This is a genomic window from Gordonia polyisoprenivorans (assembly GCF_017654315.1).
In the GTDB taxonomy this organism is placed as follows: Bacteria; Actinomycetota; Actinomycetes; order Mycobacteriales; family Mycobacteriaceae; genus Gordonia; species Gordonia polyisoprenivorans_A.
Genome location: NZ_CP072203.1, coordinates 3467702 through 3484145, shown reverse-complemented (window position 1 = coordinate 3484145; position 16444 = coordinate 3467702). Strand labels below are relative to the sequence as shown.

Below are 16444 nucleotides of genomic sequence, written 5' to 3'. Positions count from 1 at the left end.
TCCGACAACGTCCACACCCAGCCCGACGCGCGCAGGTCGCGCGTCATCCCCGTCAGCAGAACAGGAATCCATCCGTGTCCACCACCGACATGTCCACCGCCACCGGCGACGTCGTCGTCACCGACCAGATCGTGCCCGCCGCCGCCACCGGCGCTGCGCGTGCCACCACGCATTTCGGCTGGATCGACGTCCGGGGACTGAACTCGACGGTGCGCGACGCGGTCATCGCCGCCGCCCTCAACCAGGGGCTCGACGGAATCGTCACCGACGACCCGCAGGTGCTGAGCGACCTACCGCCGACCGTGCGCCGAATCCTGTTCGCCGCCAACGGCGAATCCGCATCGGAGGCCGACCTCGTCCTCATCGACTCCGCGGCGCTCGATCCCGCCGACCCCACCGGCATCCCGAGCGGCGTGCACATCACCGTCTCCGATGCCCCCACCCTGGCGCAGGCGTGTGACGCGGTGCGCGTCACCCCGTGGACCGTCCTGACCTTCACCGATCCCACCAAGATCCCGCTCGAGATCGTGATCGCCGCCGCCGAGAACTCCGGCGGCAAGACGGTGACCGTGGTCAACGACATCACCGACGCCGAGATCGTGAAACTCGTTCTCGAGCACGGCTCCGACGGGCTGCTCCTCGCACCCCGGCACGCCGACGACGTCCTCGCTCTTGCGGCGATTCTGTCGCCGACGGCCGACCGCGTCGAGTTGTCCCACCTGACGATCACCGGTGTCGAACACATCGGCATGGGCGAACGCGCGTGTATCGACACGTGTTCACTGCTCGAACTGGACGAGGGCTGTCTCATCGGTTCGTTCGCCAGCGGAATGTTTCTGTCCTGCAGTGAAACCCATCCGCTCCCCTATATGCCGACGCGACCGTTCCGATGGAATGCGGGCGCCGTGCACTCTTATGTCCTGACCCCCGACAACCGGACCCGATACGTCAGCGAACTGCGGGCGGGTCAGCCGATCCTCGCGGTGCGTTCGGACGGTTCGGCCCGCGAGGTGCGGATCGGGCGAGTGAAGATCGAACGTCGCCCACTGATCTCGATCACGGCGACGAGCCCGGACGGCAAGACGATCAACGTCATCGCCCAGGACGACTGGCACGTGCGCCTGCTCGGCCCCGGCGGCGGCGTCAACAACGTCACCGAACTCACCCCCGGCGACGTGCTGCTGGGTTACGTCCCCACCGAAGCGCGCCACGTCGGGCTGCCCATCACCGAGTTCTGTGAAGAACGCTGAGCGCCTTGCCGATCGGTTCGCCGCGGCCGTCGCCGCCCACGCCGACCGATCCGCGCTGCGCATCGGCGACCGGTGCTGGGATTATCGCGAGCTCGACGGCGAGCTGAGCCGCCTCCGGGCAACTCTCGCCGAGGTCTGTACCGATCCCGACCGGCCGGTCGCGGTCGTCGTCGACGGTACGGCGCCGACCTTCCTGCCGATGCTCGCCGTGCTCTTCTCCCCGCATCCGTTGATTCCCGTCGATGCCGCCTCCCCGCGGTCACGGGTGTCGACCATCCTCGCCGACACCGGAGCACTGCTCTGGAGCGCCGACTCCGGGACCGACACCATGTCCACAGCCGACCTCGTGCCCGGCCATCCCCGGGTGGACTGCGCGGTGCTCGCCTTCACCTCCGGTTCCACCGGCACCCCGAAGGCCGTCCGGCAGGGCGACGAGCTGTGGCTGCATCAGGCGACCGAACTCGCCCACGAACTGGGCATCGGTCCGGGAGCGATTGTCGCACAGGCACTTCCAGCCGCCTTCGGTGGTGGAATCGACATCACCGTCACCACTCTGCTCGCCGGGGCGCTGCTGTGGACCCTCGATCCGCGAATCGACGGCGTGGGTGATCTGGTGGCCTCTCTGCGCCGTGGCCGGGCACAATCGCTGCACCTGTCGCCCGCGTTGTTGCGCGCGATCCTCGACACCGACGGCGCCGGCGAGGCTCTGCGCGGTATCGACCTGGTGGCCACCTGTGGTGAGGCGCTCGATGCGGCCGAGGTCAACCGGTTGCGCGCACTGACGCCCGAGGTCACCTTCGTGAACCGATCCGGCTCCTCAGAGACCGGCAACCTCGCCTTCAACTCGTTCGCACCCGACCGGGAACTGCCGACCGGGACACTGCCCGCGGGCCGCATCGCGGCGGGCAAACACATACGCGTTCTCGACGAGGACGGCACGCCGCTCCCGGACGGGGCTGTCGGCGCCATCGAGGTGCACTCGCCCCATCTCGCACGCGGATATCTCTGCGGCGGTGAGCTTGTCGACTTCGCGACGCACGACACCGGTGGCGGGCAGCAGCCCGCCGCAGTGCCGGTACGCAGTCACCGGACCGGCGACGTGGGGCGGGTCGACGGTGACCGGCTCACGTTGCTCGGTCGCAGTGACGACACGGTGAAGATCCGCGGCTACCGCGTCGACATCGGCGAGGTGACCGCTGCGGCCCGCGCCGCCGACGGCGTGGGCGACGCCGTGGTCATCGCCCACAAGTCGGACGGCCGAACCGAACTCGTCGCCTACGTGGCACCGCCGCGGGCCGCCCGTGCCCCGGCTGTCGCAACGGTCCGCACCGCCATCGGCCGGGCCGTGCCGTCGTGGATGGTCCCGGCCCACATCGTCCTGCTACCCGAACTGCCCCGCACCGAGCGCGGCAAGGTCGACCGCACCGCGCTGCCCGCCCCCCGGTGGCGCCCCGCGTACACGCCACCGGCCACCGGTACCGAAAAGCTCCTGGCAGCGATCTATGCCGACCTGCTCGGGATCGGGGCAGGGGGGATCGGGGCGGGCGGGATCGGGACGGGCGACGACTTCGTCGCGCTCGGTGGCGATTCACTGACCGCGGTGACCCTGCTGCAGCGGGTCGAGGAGACCTTCGGGGTGAGCCTGCCCCCGTCCGCACCGATCACCGACCCGACGGTGCGAGACCTTGCCGCGCGCATCGATGCAGCCGCACCCGTGAGCGCCGACGGCGTGGTGGTCCATCTGCCCGGAACGCACGAGCCCGGCGCAACGAATGATCCCGATGGAATGCCCGCACACTCCCCGATCGTGTTCGCCTTCGCCGGGGCCGGCGAGTCGGCACTGGCCTTCGCTCCGTTGGCGCGGCGCCTGACCGGGCATCGCCTCATCGGTCTGCACGCACACGGTCTGGAGAACCGTGGTGTTCCCGATCCGACGATCCGGCGGGCCGCGCGACGCTTCGCCCGCCAGGTGCGCCGGCTCTGTCCCCACGGTCCCTACCGATTCGTCGGGCACTCACTGGGCGGGGTGATCGCCATGGAGGTCGCGCGCATCCTCATCGCCGACGGTGAGGTCGTCGAGCACATCGTGTGTCTCGACACGGTGCTCACCGGCCCGCTACAACGTCGTCTGCCGGTTCACCTGCCCGCCTCCACCGCCGACACCACCCACGCCGCAACCGGATCCGATGTCGTCGATACCGAACAGGTTGCTGCAGAGCACCGTTCGACGTGGGATCTGTGGCGTACCCGGGCGGCGTTGCTGACCGCCGGATGGTGGCCGCGGCCCGCCGATGCCCAGTGGTCACTCTTCCACGAACTCGGGCGACGTTCGGCGTTGCTGCATCGGTTACACCCCTGGTCGGGCCCGGCCACGATCGTCCTCGCCGAGGACAACCCGGACCCCGGTGAGTGGTGGGAGGTAATCGCGCCGGAACACCATGGCGTGCACCGCATCAGCGGTGACCACAACGGCATCCTGCGCGCGCCGCACGTCGATGTGACCGCGGGAATCGTCGCCGATGCCCTTGCCGGGGCGCACGTATGACTCCCCGGTTCGCGGTGTACATCGTCGCGCACGACAAACCCGCGTTGTTCGCCGATCTGGTGGCCTCGCTGCACCATCCGCAGATCGACGTCTACGCCCACATCGACCGCGCCGTCGACAGTCGTCCGTTCCACGAGGCGGTAGGTGCGGCACTGCCCGAGGCGGTGCATCCGGTGCGCTTCGTCGCCGACCGCGACCGCATTCGGGTGCGCTGGGGTGGCATCAGCCTGGTGTCCGCCGGCCTACGGCTGCTCGCTTCGTCCATGGCGACCGGCCGTGTCTACCATCGTCATTCGTTGCTGTCGGGGACCGACCTGCTGCTTCGGCCGCTGCCCCAGCTGATCGACGCGTGGTCCGGGGACGTCGAATTCCTGCGCGTCGACTGCGCACTGGATTCCGTACCGCACCGCGCGACCGTCGACCGTTATCACTTTCCCGACCATCCGGGCCTGCGCCGGCTGTCCGGTCGCATTCCCCGCCCACCGGTCGAACGGCGCCTCTACCGCGGGTCCAACTGGTGGTCGCTCACCGACGAGGCGATCGGGATCATCGCCCGCACCCTTGCCGACGACCCGGGCTGGTTGCGGGATCTGCGGTTCGCCTCGTGCCCCGACGAGATCGTGTTCCACTCGATCCTCATGGGATCGGCTCGCGCATCGGCCATCGGGCAGAACTACGCCGAGTGCGTCCACGACAATTATCGGCATCCCGAGTCCGACTGCGTACACAGCGACGTGACCATCCACGGGCAGCACTACATCGACTGGACCGATCCCGCCGGCGTCTCGCCACCGGATCTCGATGTCGAGGCGCTGCGACGCGCTCTGGACGGCCCGGCCCTGTTCGCCCGCAAGGTGCCCTCGGGCTGGACGTGGCGCACCGGGCCGCTGCCCGGCCCGTCAGACAGCGACCCGTCAGACAGCGACCCGTTAGACAACGACCCGACAGACACCGCCCGGCCCGCTCGGGTGCGCACGTGATCGGCCGGTTCGCCACCCGGGATCGGTTGACGATCAACGCTTCTGCCCTGATGGCCAGCTCGGTGGGTACCGGGTTGCTGGGGCTGGTGTACTGGATCGTCGCCGAGCACCACTTCCCCACCGCCGAGGTCGGTCGGGCCTCCGCCGTGATCAGCTCGGCGACCGTGCTGTCCTCACTGGCCTGTCTGTCCCTCGGCGGTGCATTCCAACGGTTCCTGCCGGTCGCGGGCGGCGCCGCCCTGCGCTACATCGTCGGCGGGTATCTGCTGACCGCGGCCACCGGTATCGTCCTCGCCATCGGATTCGTCGTCGTCGGACTCGGAGACCGAATCCTGCACAGCACCGGTGAACGAATCGCCTTCGTGGCGATGGTCGTCGTGTTCGCGCTCTACGCGTTGACCGACCCCATCCTCACCGGCCTGCGGCGCGCTCCGGCCGTGGCGGTCAAGAACATCACGCTCTCGGCGATCAAGATCGTCCCCATCATCGTTCTGGCCGGTGTGCCCTCGGCACTGGTCATCTCCGGATCCTGGGCGCTACTGGCGGCCGTGGTCACCGCCGTCTTCGTGTTCGGTGCCTGCCGTACCGCGATCGCTCGCCGCGGCCAACGCCCGGATCTACCGGCGGGGCGCGAGTTGTTGTCGTTCCAGGGAGCGTTCTTCTTCCTGATGCTGGTGTCGTCGGTGACACCGCTGGCGTTGCCGCTGGTTGTCGTCGCCAAGACCGACACCACCCAGAACGCCTATTTCAACCTGGCGTGGACGATGTGCTCGGCGGCCGGCATGCTGCGCGCGTCGATCGGTTCGGCGTTCATCGTCGAGGCCTCCGCTCCCGGCGCCGACCGCCCGGCCCTGCTACGGCGACTGGGCCGGATGCTCGGACTGGTCACCGGGGTGGTGGCGGCGGGACTGGCGGTCGGGGGGCCGGTCGTGCTGCTGCTCGCCGGCCGCGACTACTTCCACGCGGCGGGGCCGCTGATGGTCGTCATGGCCGTCGAATCGATCGTGGAAACCGTTGTGGTGACCTACTTCTTGATCGCCCAGCTCCAACGACGGATGCGGTGGATGGTCACCGCGCAGGTGATCATGGTGATCACCACCGTCGGGGGTGCGTGGGTGCTGCTCGATCCGCTCGGGCTACTCGGCGTCGCGGTGGCCTCGCTGCTCGCGGCGGTGATCACCCTCGCGGTGGTGGCCCGGCCGCTGATCGTCGGGGTGCGCACGATGCTGCACGACGCACCGTCGGACACTTCTCGCACCGACGGCGAGGACGATCCGCGGGTCGCGACGCCCGGCGGCTTCGGCGCCGTTGTCACCGACGTCGGGCAGCCAGCGTCGCCTCGATGACGCGACGCGAACAGAAACGGGCCGTCTGGACACCCGGTTTCCGCCGGAATGCCCGCGCTGCGGCCGCCGAGGTGATCACCGCGGTCCGCAGCACCCCGGCGCCCTCGGGCCACAGCAGGTCGCCGACGACGTGATCCGGCAGGGCACGCACACCGGTGCGGTGCGCGTGCGCCGCCGCGATCGCCAGGTGCGCCTCCCGCTGCTCGGCACTGTGCCGGTTGCTCACCTGTGACGGATGAATTCGGTACCGATAGCCCACCGACGCGACGTTGCCGATCCGTCCGAACGCCGAGAGCCGTGCGTAGAACTCGTAATCCTCGGCGTGGGTGAACTGCGGATCGAACCGCAGAGCGGCCTCCGTCACGACGTCACGGCGCATCATCACCGAAGCGCCGCACAGACTTCCGGCCAGCAGCAGCCGCTGACGGCACGCCCTGTCCGAGCGCGGCATCCGCACGCGGCCGGTCATCGATCCGAACATCTCGTAGTCGGTGCCGCAGGCGATCCCGTCGGGATGCCGGCGGAACCACCGTAGTTGCGAACGCAACCGACCGGGGGCCGAGATGTCATCGGCATCCATACGCGCCAGATACCTGCCGCGGGCCTCGTCGAGACCACGGTTCAAGGCGGCCACGAGTCCCGAATTCGGTTGTCCCACCACACGTATGCGTGGTTCGTCGAGTGCGCGCAACACCTCGGCGCTGCCGTCGGTGGAGCCGTCGTCGATCACCAGGAGTTCCAGATCGTCGACGCACTGCTCGAGAATCGACCGCGCGGCCACCTCGATGTGGTCGGCGGCGTTGTACACCGGCATCAGAACCGTCACCAGCGGCGGGTCCGCCCGCCCGGTCAGCGCCATCGCAACACCGCCGAGTAGAAGCCGGGCACGAACTTCATCAGCACCGCGAACCTCGCCTCGCGCAGATGGCGTCCGGCCCACAGGGCCGGCAGATCGTGCAGGGTGATGTCGGCGCGGACCCGACGGATCGCCGTGCGATACAACGGCGGTTCGGCCCGGCCGTGATGCGCCGACCGCATCGCGACGTGGGCCACCGACGTCAGCACCTCGCGGTAGCGGAAGCCCACGAAGTCGCGGGCCCAGTCCACCCCGCGGTCGGCGCCGCAGATCAGCTCTCGCACATCGGCTTCGACGCGGAAGAGGTCGAGCGTCGAGGGACTCAGGGCCGTCGACAACGAGCCCTCCCGATACAGATAGCGATACAGCGGCTCGGTCACGGTGGCCACCCGGTCCACCGACAATGCCAGCCGCACACTGGTCGCGACATCTTCGTAGGCCTGATCCTGTGCCCACGGGTGGGTTCCGAGGATCTCGCGGCGGAACATCTTGGTACAGGCGTACGCCTTCGCGCGGCCGCGGAGGATCTCGCGGGCATAGTGCTCTCCGGTGAGCACCTCGGCCGGTGGCGGCGCCTCGTCGATCTGCAGGACGTTGCCGTCGACGTCGACGCGCCGGGTACGGGTGACGGCGAATGCCGCGTCATGCCGCTCGATCGCGTCGACGAGGCGCTCCACGAAGTCGGGGTCGGCCTGATCGTCGCTGTCGAGGAACCAGACGAGATCGGTGTCCAGTTGTGCCAGGCCGGTGTTGCGGGCCCGCCCCAGGCCGCCGTTGCGGGGTTGGCGAATGAGCGTATGCGGGCGCTCGTGCTCGGCCAGTACCCGCTGGGCCAGCGCAACCGAGTCGTCGCCGCCCCGGTCATCGACGAGTACGATCTGGTCGACGGGAAAGGTCTGCGCCAGAACCGATTCGAGGCAGCCGCGAACATAGGGCGCGCACCGGTACACAGGGATCACGACGCCGACGGTCGGCCTCACCCTCATGCGCCCCTCTCCCAACCTTGCCCAGACTTCGTGATGAGGATAGCCTAAGCAAATTCCCAGGTGCCGGCGGTGCCACACAGACGGCTGCCGACCCGAAGTCGATAAGGTGACTCCTGTGACCGCCACCACTTCATTTCCCGCACCCGACCTCACGGGTCGCTCCGCCCTCGTCACCGGCTCCAGCCGGGGAATCGGACTGGGCATCGCCACCGAACTGGCCCGCCGCGGAGCCGCGGTCGTCATCACCGGCCGCAAGCCCGACGCCCTCGAGGACGCCGCCCGGCAGATTCGCACCTCCGTCGCCGATGCGCGGGTCACCGCGGTGCCCGGCAACACCGGAGACCCCGCGCATCGGACGGAGGCCGTCGCGGCGGCCGTGTCGAACGGAGGAATCCACATCCTGGTCAACAACACCGGCATCGCACCGACCGCGGGACCGCTGATGGACGCCGATCTCGACGCCGTCCGAAAGACGTTCGACACCAACGTGGTTGCCGCGCTGGGCTTCGTCCAGGAGGCCTATCGGGCGGGCATGGCCGAGCACGGCGGCGCGGTGATCAACGTGGCGTCGGTGGCCGGCCTGCGGTCGACCGGCGTGATCGCCGCCTACGGCGCATCCAAGGCCGCATTGATCCGGCTGACCGAGGAACTCGCCTGGGAGCTCGGACCGTCCGGGATCCGGGTCAACGCCATCGCCCCCGCCATCGTCCGGACCAAGTTCGCCGATGTGCTCATCAGCGGTGACAACGAGGCCAAGGCGATCGCGCGGTACCCGCTCGGTCGCCTCGGGGAAACCGAAGACATCGCCGCCGCAGCGGCGTTCCTGGCCGGCGACGGCTCGTCGTGGATCACCGGCGAGACCCTGCGGATCGACGGTGGCCTCCTGGCCACCGGTGCTGTGTGAATGACGCGGCGCGGGCCCGGGGAGTGAGGGTGCCGGGGTGAGGGGGCTGAGATGAGAGGCCGGACGGCAATCGTCGTCGGTGCGGGACCTGCCGGTCGGGCGCTGGCCCATCGGCTCGCCCATCACGGCGTACCGGTGACGCTCATCGACTCGCGCGTCGAACGACGCTGGACGGCAACGTATGCAGCGTGGACCGACGAGCTACCGGCCTGGCTCGACGACTCGGTGATCGCAGCGCGGACGGCGTCGGTGGCCGCCCATGCGATCCACCGGCGTCACATCCCGCGCGGTTACAGCGTCTTCGACACGGTCGGGCTGCAGCGACGCCTGCACCTCGACGGTGTCGACGTCGTCGAGGCACGAACGCGCCACGTCGCCGCCGACCGGGTGATCACCGACGACGGCAAGGTTCATCGGGGCGCGACGGTGTTCGATTGTCGTGGCGCGGCAGCCGACGGCCCGTCGGCCCGGGCGGCCCCGCGCCAGACCGCGTTCGGCATCGTGGTCGGCCGCGACGAGGCGGCGCCGGTCCTCGACGGCGCCGAGGCGGTCCTCATGGACTGGCGAGCGCCGCGAGAAGGTCCGCCGTGGAGCCCCCGCGGAGCGGCGCCGTCGTTCCTCTACGCCGTACCCGTCGGCGACGACGCGATCCTTCTCGAGGAGACCTGCCTGATCGGCCGCCCGGCGCTGCCGGTCGCCGAACTCGCCGACCGCCTCACCACCCGCCTGGCCGGCCACGGCATCACCGGCGAGGGGGCACGGCACCGGGAGCGGGTGTCCTTCCCGGTACTCATCGCCTCGCCCACCCCGTGGCGTCTGGAGCCGCTGAGATTCGGCGCCGCAGGCGGATTCGTGAACCCGACCACCGGATACGGTGTGGCGACCGCGCTGCGTTGGGCCGATACCGCGGCACGGGCGGTCGCCGATGACGAGGACACCTCGGAGGTGTTGTGGCCGTGGCGAGCACGGCAGGTGTGGCGTCTGCGCCTGCGCGGGGCCGCCGTCCTGCTGGGTCTCGACCCCGTGCAGACGGTTCGGTTCTTCGACGCCTTTCTCGCGTTGCCGCTCGAGTCACAGCGCAGCTACCTGAGCGAACGCACCGACCTCACGGGCACCCTCGCCGCGATGCGCCGGGTGTTCGCGGCCCTCGATCAACCCACCCGCACGACCCTGGTCCGACGAACGATGCGCGGCCGCGCCTGATCGGCGCCACGGAGAGCTCGTCGCCGATTCCGCGGGACCTTGGTCCCGTGTTGCGGGTGCGGATTGAGGGCGCCCGATAACTAATGTTAGCCTCGCCTAACACCAATCCGGTGCCGGGTGTCGGCGGCAGTGCCCCGACTCGCATCTCGAAGGACATCCCATGAAGGTCTGCGTGGTCGGCGCCGGTCCGTGCGGTCTCACGACCATCAAACAACTCCTCGACGAGGGCCATGAGGTGGTCTGTTTCGAGAAGAACCCGTATGTCGGCGGAATCTGGCTGCGCGACGCCGATGGTGCGGATGCCGAGCAGATGAAGGCCTACGACAACCTGATGCTGACCATCTCGATGAAGCTGATGGCCTACTCCGATCATCCCCACGTCAGCGACGGTAGTCGTGGTGAGCGCGAGTTCTATTCGCGCGCGCAATATTTCGACTACCTGAAGGGATACGCCGAGCGTTTCAGTCTGTTCGAGCACATCCGTGCCGGTCATGAGGTCGTCGATGTCACCCGTGACGGCGCGACGTGGCGGGTCGATGTGCGCGACGGCGGAGACGCCGCGGGAGCCGTCCGTGCCGAGAGGTTCGACGCGGTCGCGGTGTGCTCGGGGCCGTTTGCCACACCGAATCGCGACATCGCCGAGCTCGAGGGATTCACCGGAGAGATCGTGCACTCCAGCGAGTACCGCAACAACGAACGTTTCCGCGGCAAGCGCGTCCTGATCGTCGGGCTCGCCGAGTCCGGTGCCGACATCGTGCGCGAGGTGGGCGACGTCGCCGCCGAGGCGACGCTGTCGATCCGCTCCTACAACTACCTGCTGCCCCGAATCATGAACGGCGACCGCACCACCGACCACGGAACCGTCCGGTCTCATCATCACGAGATGCTGCGCCGCTCGAGCGACGAGCCGTTCGTCCTCGACACGTTCTGGGGAACGAGCACGATCGCCAAGGCCGTGTTCCTCGCGTTCTCGGTCGTCTTCGGGGTGGTGACGACGGCGCTCGGCGCGGTCCGGGTGGCGAGCGAACGACTCGTTCCCGCCCGCCGCCGACCGAAGTCCGCACTGAATCCGATGGGCGAGCCGATGTTCCCGCCCAAACTCGACGTGGGCACCGTGCACGACGACGCGAATTTCGAACTGATCCGGACGTGGAATCGACGGTCCCATCCCGATGGCAGCTGGGCACAACGCACCATCTTCTGCAAGAACGTCAGTTTCATCCCGCACCTGGTGAGCGGCCGGGTGACACTCAACGACCGCGGGCTCTCTCACTCGGAGGGCACCACGATCACCTTCGGCGACGGCACCTCCGCCGAGTACGACACGGTGGTGCTGTGTACCGGTTTCACCAAGGAGTCGTTGTCGATCGGCGACCTCCAGGTCAAGGACGGCAACGTGCGCAACCTGTACAAGCACTTCCTGCATCCGGAGCATCAGGGCACGGTGGCCTTCATCGGCTTCGTGCGTCCGTTCTCCGGCGGGATCCCGGTGTGCGCGGAGATGCAGGCACGCTACTTCGCCCGGGTGCTCAGCGGCGCACTCACCCCGCCCGCCGACATCGACGAACGCATCGGGCGTGAGAAGGAGTGGGAGGAGTACTGGACGGCGTTGAGCCCTCGGCACACCGAAGCGATCCCGTCCCAGGTGCTCTACCTCGACGCGCTCGCGCGTGAGATCGGGTGCCTGATCCCGATGCGGATGATGCTCACCAACCCGAAGCTGTTCATCCAGTTGTGGTTCGGCAGCTTCAACCCTTCCTGTTATCGCGTGGTGGGGCCGCACAATCTCGGCGACGCCGCCCTCACCGACCTGTATTCCGAACTCGTCGACAACCGCCGCGAGATGGCGTTTCGGATGTCGATGCTGCAGTTGATGCCCACCCACGTCCATCCCGAACACATGATGTGAGTGCTCACAGGCGGGTGTCGACGGGCTCGGATTCCAGCGCCAGCACCCCGAAGACGCACTCGTGCACCTGCCAGAGCGGAGCCCCAGCCACGTGACGGGCGAGGGCCTCACGGCCCAGCCGATATTCACGCGCTGCCATCGACCGCTTGTGCCGCAGATCGCGAGACCGCAAGCGCGCCAGGTCATCGAGGTACGACGGCCCATAGACGATCCGCAGGTACTCGCGGCCGCGGACCTTGACCCCGGCCGGCGGCACGCGTCCAGCATTGTCGCGCACCGCATTGGCGTACGGTTTGACGACCATCCCCTCGCCACCCGCCGATGTCAGATCCGCCCACCACTGCTCCGCAGCCGCACACGAGCGCCGGTCATCGACGTCGACGACGCGGTGGCGGGTTCGGGTGAACAGTCCGTCGTCGGCGTCGACCAGTGTCGCGATGGTGTCAAGATGCCATGCGTGCGAACGAGACTCGAGTGTCATCTCCCCCGCCGAGCCACCCCCGCAGGCCAGCACCTCGAATGGCGCGATACGAACGTCGTCGATTCCGGCGCCCGGGTGCACATGGCCCGCGTAGGCGTCGGTGAACGCGCCGAGGTCGGCTCGGCGACGCCCGAGGGCATCGAGCTCGGCGTCCACCGACAGACCGCGGGCCAGTGCGCGGGATAGTTCGTCGTGCAACATCTCGGTCTCGGCTCGGCCGGCCGCGGCGACCTCCGCGAACTCCTCCCGAACCAGACTCTCGCCCTTGATGTTCCACGGCAGCAGTTCGGCGTCGAGGATCAGCCATGTCGCGTCCAGCCGGTCGAACAACTCCGCCACCGCGGTGCGTGCCCGCGCCAGGAGCGCGTGCTCGTCGGAGCCGTCGAAGAAGGGCCGACCGGTGCGCGTGTACATGGCGCCGCTGCCACCGCGCACCCCGAAACAACGCAACGCGGTGTCCTCGTCGGCGGTGAGCACCATGATCGCGCGCGACCCCATGTGCTTCTCCTCGCACATCACGGTCGAGATGCCCTGCTCACGGAAGAACGTGAACGCGGCGCCGGGACTCTCCAGGAGATCGTCACGATCCGAGCCGATCGGACTCATCGTCGGCGGCAGGTAGCGCAACCATCGTGGGTCGACGGAGTATCGCGACATCACCTCGAGAGCGGCCGCCGCGTTCTCGGCACGAATCGACACCGGTGGCCCGTATCCGGTTCGGATGGAGCGCTTTCCGAGGACATCGGCACGGTGCAGCCGTGCGCGCACGCGGTCGTCGGCTGCGCTGTGCCCGTAGCCGAGCGGACGACCGGCGTCGAAGTACGTCGCCCGCGCCGGCACCGACACGACCTCCCGCTCCGGGTAGCGCAACGCGGTCAACGCGCCGCCGAACACGCATCCGGTGTCGATGCAGATCGTGTTGTTGACCCACGCCGCCTGCGGCACCGGGGTGTGTCCGTACACGACCTGCGCCTGCCCGCGATAGTCCCGGGCCCAGTCGATCCGCACCGGAAAACCCCAGCGGTCGGTCTCACCGGTGGTCTCACCGTAGAGCGCCGCGCTGCGAACCCGCCCCGATGTGCGTCCGTGATAGCGCTCGGCGAGCCCTGCGTGCGCGACGACGAGTCGTCCGTCGTCGAGCACGAGCTGGGTGATCAGACCGTCGAGGAATTCTGTTGCCTCCAAGCGGAACTCGTCGGTCGTCTGTGCGAGCTGCGCCAGCGTCAGATCGGCACCGTGTCGCGCGCGGATCTCCGCACCACCTGCCCCGCGCCCGGTGCCCGCTCCGGCGCGGAGCAACCGCACCAGCTTCTCCTCGTGATTGCCGCGCACGCAGAGTGCGCGGCCGGCATCGACCATCGCCCGGACCACCGCGATGACCTGTGGACTGTCCGGACCACGGTCGACGAGATCGCCGACGAAGACCGCCGTACGGCCCTGCGGGTGTTCGGGGACGCCGCGGACGCGGCCGTCGTCACCCACCTCGACCACCCACTCGAGGGCGCGCAGCAGGTCGACGAGTTCGGTGGCACATCCGTGGACGTCGCCGATGATGTCGAACGGCCCGTGCAGATCGCGCTTGTCGTGGTACAGGCGGGTTCGGACGACCTGGACGGCGTCGATCCCGGCGACTCCGTCGAGATGATGGACGTACCGGAACCCTTCCTTGCGCAGCACTTTTCGGCTGTTGCGGAGCAGGTTGTACTGCCGTGCGAGAACACCCTCGTCGGTGCCGGTGACCGACGCTCTCCTGGTGAGTTCGCCGCGCGGGACGTCGAGGAGGATCGCGACCGCGAAGACGTCTGCCTCGCGTGCGAGGTCGAGCAACACCCGACGATCCTCCGGACGCAGCGAGGTCGCGTCGACCACGGTCAACAGGCCACGGCGCAGACGCCGTCCGGCGACGTCGGAGAGCACCGCGAAGGCATCGGCGGTGGCCGACTGATCGGTGGGGTCGTCGGCGACCATGGCGCGCAAGGCATCCGACGACAGCACCTCAGTGGTGTCGAAGTGACGGCGAACGAAGGTGGACTTGCCGGATCCGGACACTCCCACCATGACCACCAGGCACAGGTCGGGGATTTCGAGGACGGTCATCGTTTCACCCCTTCCGGCGACGGTGTGCGATCGGTGCGGGTGAACACGGCGTACTGGGTCGGCGACCCCGCCTCGACATCCCGGTCACCGATTCCGCCACGAACATGGGTGTAGGCGAACTCCGAGGAGACCGCGGCGCACCAGTCGGCGAACTCGGTGCGGTCGAACTCGAAACGGTGGTCGGGGTGACGCAATTCGCCGGCGGCCAACCCGTAACGGGCATTGAACTCTCGATTGGGCGTGGTCACGACGACGGTGGCCGGTGCCATGTCGTCGAACACCGAGGCCATCGCCACCGGCAGCCGCCCGCGGTCGATGTGCTCGATGACCTCCATCAGCACCACGGCGTCGTATCCGGAGCAGCGTGGATCGGCATACATCAGCGACGATTGCCAGAGCTCGACCTGCCGTACGAGCTCCAACCGTCGCGCCGCACGGTGCAGTGCATCCGCCGAGACGTCGACTCCGGCGAGTCGCGGGATCGGGGTGCGTGCCGCCAGTTCGGCCAACAGTCGCCCCTCCCCGCAACCGACATCGAGGACAGAACGTGCGCCGGATGCCGACAGGAGACCGACAACCTCCTCTGTCCTGTTGTGCGACAGACGTTTCCGTGTATCTGTGACGCCTGCGGCCGGCGCATCCGCTCCGGACACCATGATGATCGCCCGCTCGGCAAGGCCCGGCAGGTTCTTCAGATACGCGCGGGTGATGGCCGCGGCGTGGGGGTGGGCGGGCAGCCACGAGTCACCGAGCCGCACCAACTTCTCTATCTCGGCGTCGTCGACGAAGTAGTGCTTGTCGCGGGCGAGAACCGGGACGAGAACGGCGAGATGCCGCAGGGCGTCGACGACGCGAAACGATCCGCGCACGGTGAGCACCCCGTGGTCGGAACTGCCCCACTCCGCCGGCACCAGCGCCTCGCGTGTCATCTCGACGGTCCAGCCGAGTGGTTCGAAGAGATCCTCGGCACTCAGGGTGTCGGTGGCTCTGGGGTTGTCGGGGCCACCGGCGCACGGGACCGCGGCGGCGCGGATGGTGAGATCCCATGTTCGGTCGACCAACTCGGGCCGCTGGTGGCAGCGTCCGGCCAGTGCGTCACCGAACACCTTGCCCAGTGCGACCACGATGCGGGTGGACGCCTCGTACGGCGCGGCGGTGACGTATCGCGATGTCCCGGAATCGCGCGTCGGACGGATCCCGGTGCCGTCGACGTGCATGGCGATCCGGCACCGGTCGTCGTCGGCGATCGGGTAGAAGACGGTGGCCACGCCCTGGCTGGTCGGGAATCGCTGGACCCGATCGGGATGCTTGTGCAGCAGGTAGCCGACATCGGTCGCCGGGCTCGCCGGCCCGCCACGTACTTCCACGGTCATCAACACGCCGACCACACTATCGGTGGGGGCAAACGGTTTTGGCCGGTCAGCTGTGTCGCGACAACCGCCAGCGTTGCACCATCTCCTCGACGTCGACGGTGCGGCACACCAGATGTGAGGCCGGGCCGACGCTCGGACGCAACCGGTCCTGCTTCACCCGGGTGTTGAAGTCGGTCAGGATCGTGCGGACCAAACCTTCGTCGGAGATGCCGCGCAACGACTCCGGGAAGGTGTCGCGCTCCTTGCGCAGTTGCAGGGTGGGTGGCAGCAGTGCGGTCGAGTCGAGGTCTTCGTCGCGGATCTTCTGCTTGGCCCACCAATCGGGGTCGTCGAGTCCGGACAGGTTGAGCGGCTTACCCATTCCGGGCAGATTGTCGAACTCGCCACGCTCGGTCGCCTCGCGGATCATCTTCTCGACCCGTGACTCGTGACGCTGCGGACGCCACCGCCGTACCCGTCGGAAGTGTCCCTCGGGTCCGGTGGATGCGGGGTCGCCGCCGTCCGGTCCGGTCAC

At 68.6% G+C, this 16444-nt stretch carries 12 protein-coding genes; 7 read left to right on the top strand and 5 right to left on the bottom strand.

Features of this window, described 5'->3' with window-relative positions; translation table 11 throughout:
• The first annotated feature begins 89 nt into the window (after positions 1-89).
• Genes J6U32_RS15755 through J6U32_RS15740 form a run of 4 tightly spaced genes read left to right on the top strand, consistent with a single transcriptional unit; the run spans position 90 to position 6121 of the window.
• Positions 90-1250 (top strand): 3-dehydroquinate synthase II family protein, encoded by a 1161-nt coding sequence (locus tag J6U32_RS15755; protein WP_208796158.1) that lies wholly within the window; start codon positions 90-92, stop codon positions 1248-1250.
• Positions 1237-3795 (top strand): AMP-binding protein, encoded by a 2559-nt coding sequence (locus tag J6U32_RS15750; protein WP_208791158.1) that lies wholly within the window; start codon positions 1237-1239, stop codon positions 3793-3795. Before J6U32_RS15755 ends, J6U32_RS15750 begins: the two co-directional genes overlap by 14 nt.
• On the top strand, positions 3792-4775 hold the full coding sequence (locus J6U32_RS15745; protein WP_244332015.1) for a beta-1,6-N-acetylglucosaminyltransferase: 984 nt from the start codon (positions 3792-3794) through the stop codon (positions 4773-4775). Before J6U32_RS15750 ends, J6U32_RS15745 begins: the two co-directional genes overlap by 4 nt.
• Positions 4772-6121 (top strand): lipopolysaccharide biosynthesis protein, encoded by a 1350-nt coding sequence (locus J6U32_RS15740; RefSeq protein ID WP_208791157.1) that lies wholly within the window; start codon positions 4772-4774, stop codon positions 6119-6121. Before J6U32_RS15745 ends, J6U32_RS15740 begins: the two co-directional genes overlap by 4 nt.
• On the opposite strand, the gene J6U32_RS15735 is transcribed toward J6U32_RS15740, so the two are convergent.
• Together J6U32_RS15735 and J6U32_RS15730 are read right to left on the bottom strand one after the other, a co-directional pair.
• A complete protein-coding gene (locus tag J6U32_RS15735) occupies positions 6087-6980 on the bottom strand; it encodes a glycosyltransferase family 2 protein (RefSeq protein WP_208791156.1) in 894 nt (297 codons plus the stop codon). The genes J6U32_RS15740 and J6U32_RS15735 overlap by 35 nt on opposite strands.
• Entirely contained in the window at positions 6971-7936 is a 966-nt protein-coding gene (locus tag J6U32_RS15730; RefSeq protein ID WP_244332013.1) for a glycosyltransferase family 2 protein, read from the bottom strand. The genes J6U32_RS15735 and J6U32_RS15730 overlap by 10 nt, the downstream gene beginning before the upstream one ends.
• 142 nt (positions 7937-8078) lie before the next feature.
• Between J6U32_RS15730 and J6U32_RS15725 the strand changes: the two genes are divergently transcribed.
• The 3 genes from J6U32_RS15725 (at position 8079) to J6U32_RS15715 (ending at position 11979) form a co-directional block, all read left to right on the top strand.
• Positions 8079-8867 (top strand): SDR family oxidoreductase, encoded by a 789-nt coding sequence (locus J6U32_RS15725; protein WP_208791155.1) that lies wholly within the window; start codon positions 8079-8081, stop codon positions 8865-8867.
• A gap of 51 nt (positions 8868-8918) precedes the next feature.
• Positions 8919-10070, top strand: coding sequence for a lycopene cyclase family protein (locus tag J6U32_RS15720; RefSeq protein WP_208791154.1), 1152 nt, complete (start codon positions 8919-8921; stop codon positions 10068-10070).
• A gap of 160 nt (positions 10071-10230) precedes the next feature.
• Positions 10231-11979, top strand: a complete 1749-nt coding sequence (locus J6U32_RS15715) for a flavin-containing monooxygenase (protein WP_208791153.1) — start codon at positions 10231-10233, stop codon at positions 11977-11979.
• Between the two features lie 4 nt (positions 11980-11983).
• On the opposite strand, the gene J6U32_RS15710 is transcribed toward J6U32_RS15715, so the two are convergent.
• Genes J6U32_RS15710 through J6U32_RS15700 form a run of 3 tightly spaced genes read right to left on the bottom strand, consistent with a single transcriptional unit; the run spans position 11984 to position 16444 of the window.
• Positions 11984-14557 carry a polynucleotide kinase-phosphatase gene (locus J6U32_RS15710; RefSeq protein WP_208791152.1) on the bottom strand — a complete coding sequence of 858 codons (2574 nt, stop codon included), beginning with the start codon at positions 14555-14557 and terminating at the stop codon, positions 11984-11986.
• Positions 14554-15936, bottom strand: a complete 1383-nt coding sequence (locus J6U32_RS15705) for a 3' terminal RNA ribose 2'-O-methyltransferase Hen1 (protein ID WP_208791151.1) — start codon at positions 15934-15936, stop codon at positions 14554-14556. The genes J6U32_RS15710 and J6U32_RS15705 overlap by 4 nt, the downstream gene beginning before the upstream one ends.
• Before the next feature lie 40 nt (positions 15937-15976).
• Complete coding sequence (locus J6U32_RS15700; protein ID WP_208791150.1) at positions 15977-16444, bottom strand: DUF1992 domain-containing protein; 468 nt, start codon at positions 16442-16444, stop codon at positions 15977-15979.

Coding starts and splice junctions, on each gene's coding strand:
- J6U32_RS15735 (WP_208791156.1), bottom strand. CDS start 6,980: ATGGCGCTGACCGGGCGGGCGGACCCGCCGCTGGTGACGGTTCTGATG.
- J6U32_RS15715 (WP_208791153.1), top strand. CDS start 10,231: ATGAAGGTCTGCGTGGTCGGCGCCGGTCCGTGCGGTCTCACGACCATC.
- J6U32_RS15720 (WP_208791154.1), top strand. CDS start 8,919: ATGAGAGGCCGGACGGCAATCGTCGTCGGTGCGGGACCTGCCGGTCGG.
- J6U32_RS15755 (WP_208796158.1), top strand. CDS start 90: ATGTCCACCGCCACCGGCGACGTCGTCGTCACCGACCAGATCGTGCCC.
- J6U32_RS15745 (WP_244332015.1), top strand. CDS start 3,792: ATGACTCCCCGGTTCGCGGTGTACATCGTCGCGCACGACAAACCCGCG.
- J6U32_RS15710 (WP_208791152.1), bottom strand. CDS start 14,557: ATGACCGTCCTCGAAATCCCCGACCTGTGCCTGGTGGTCATGGTGGGA.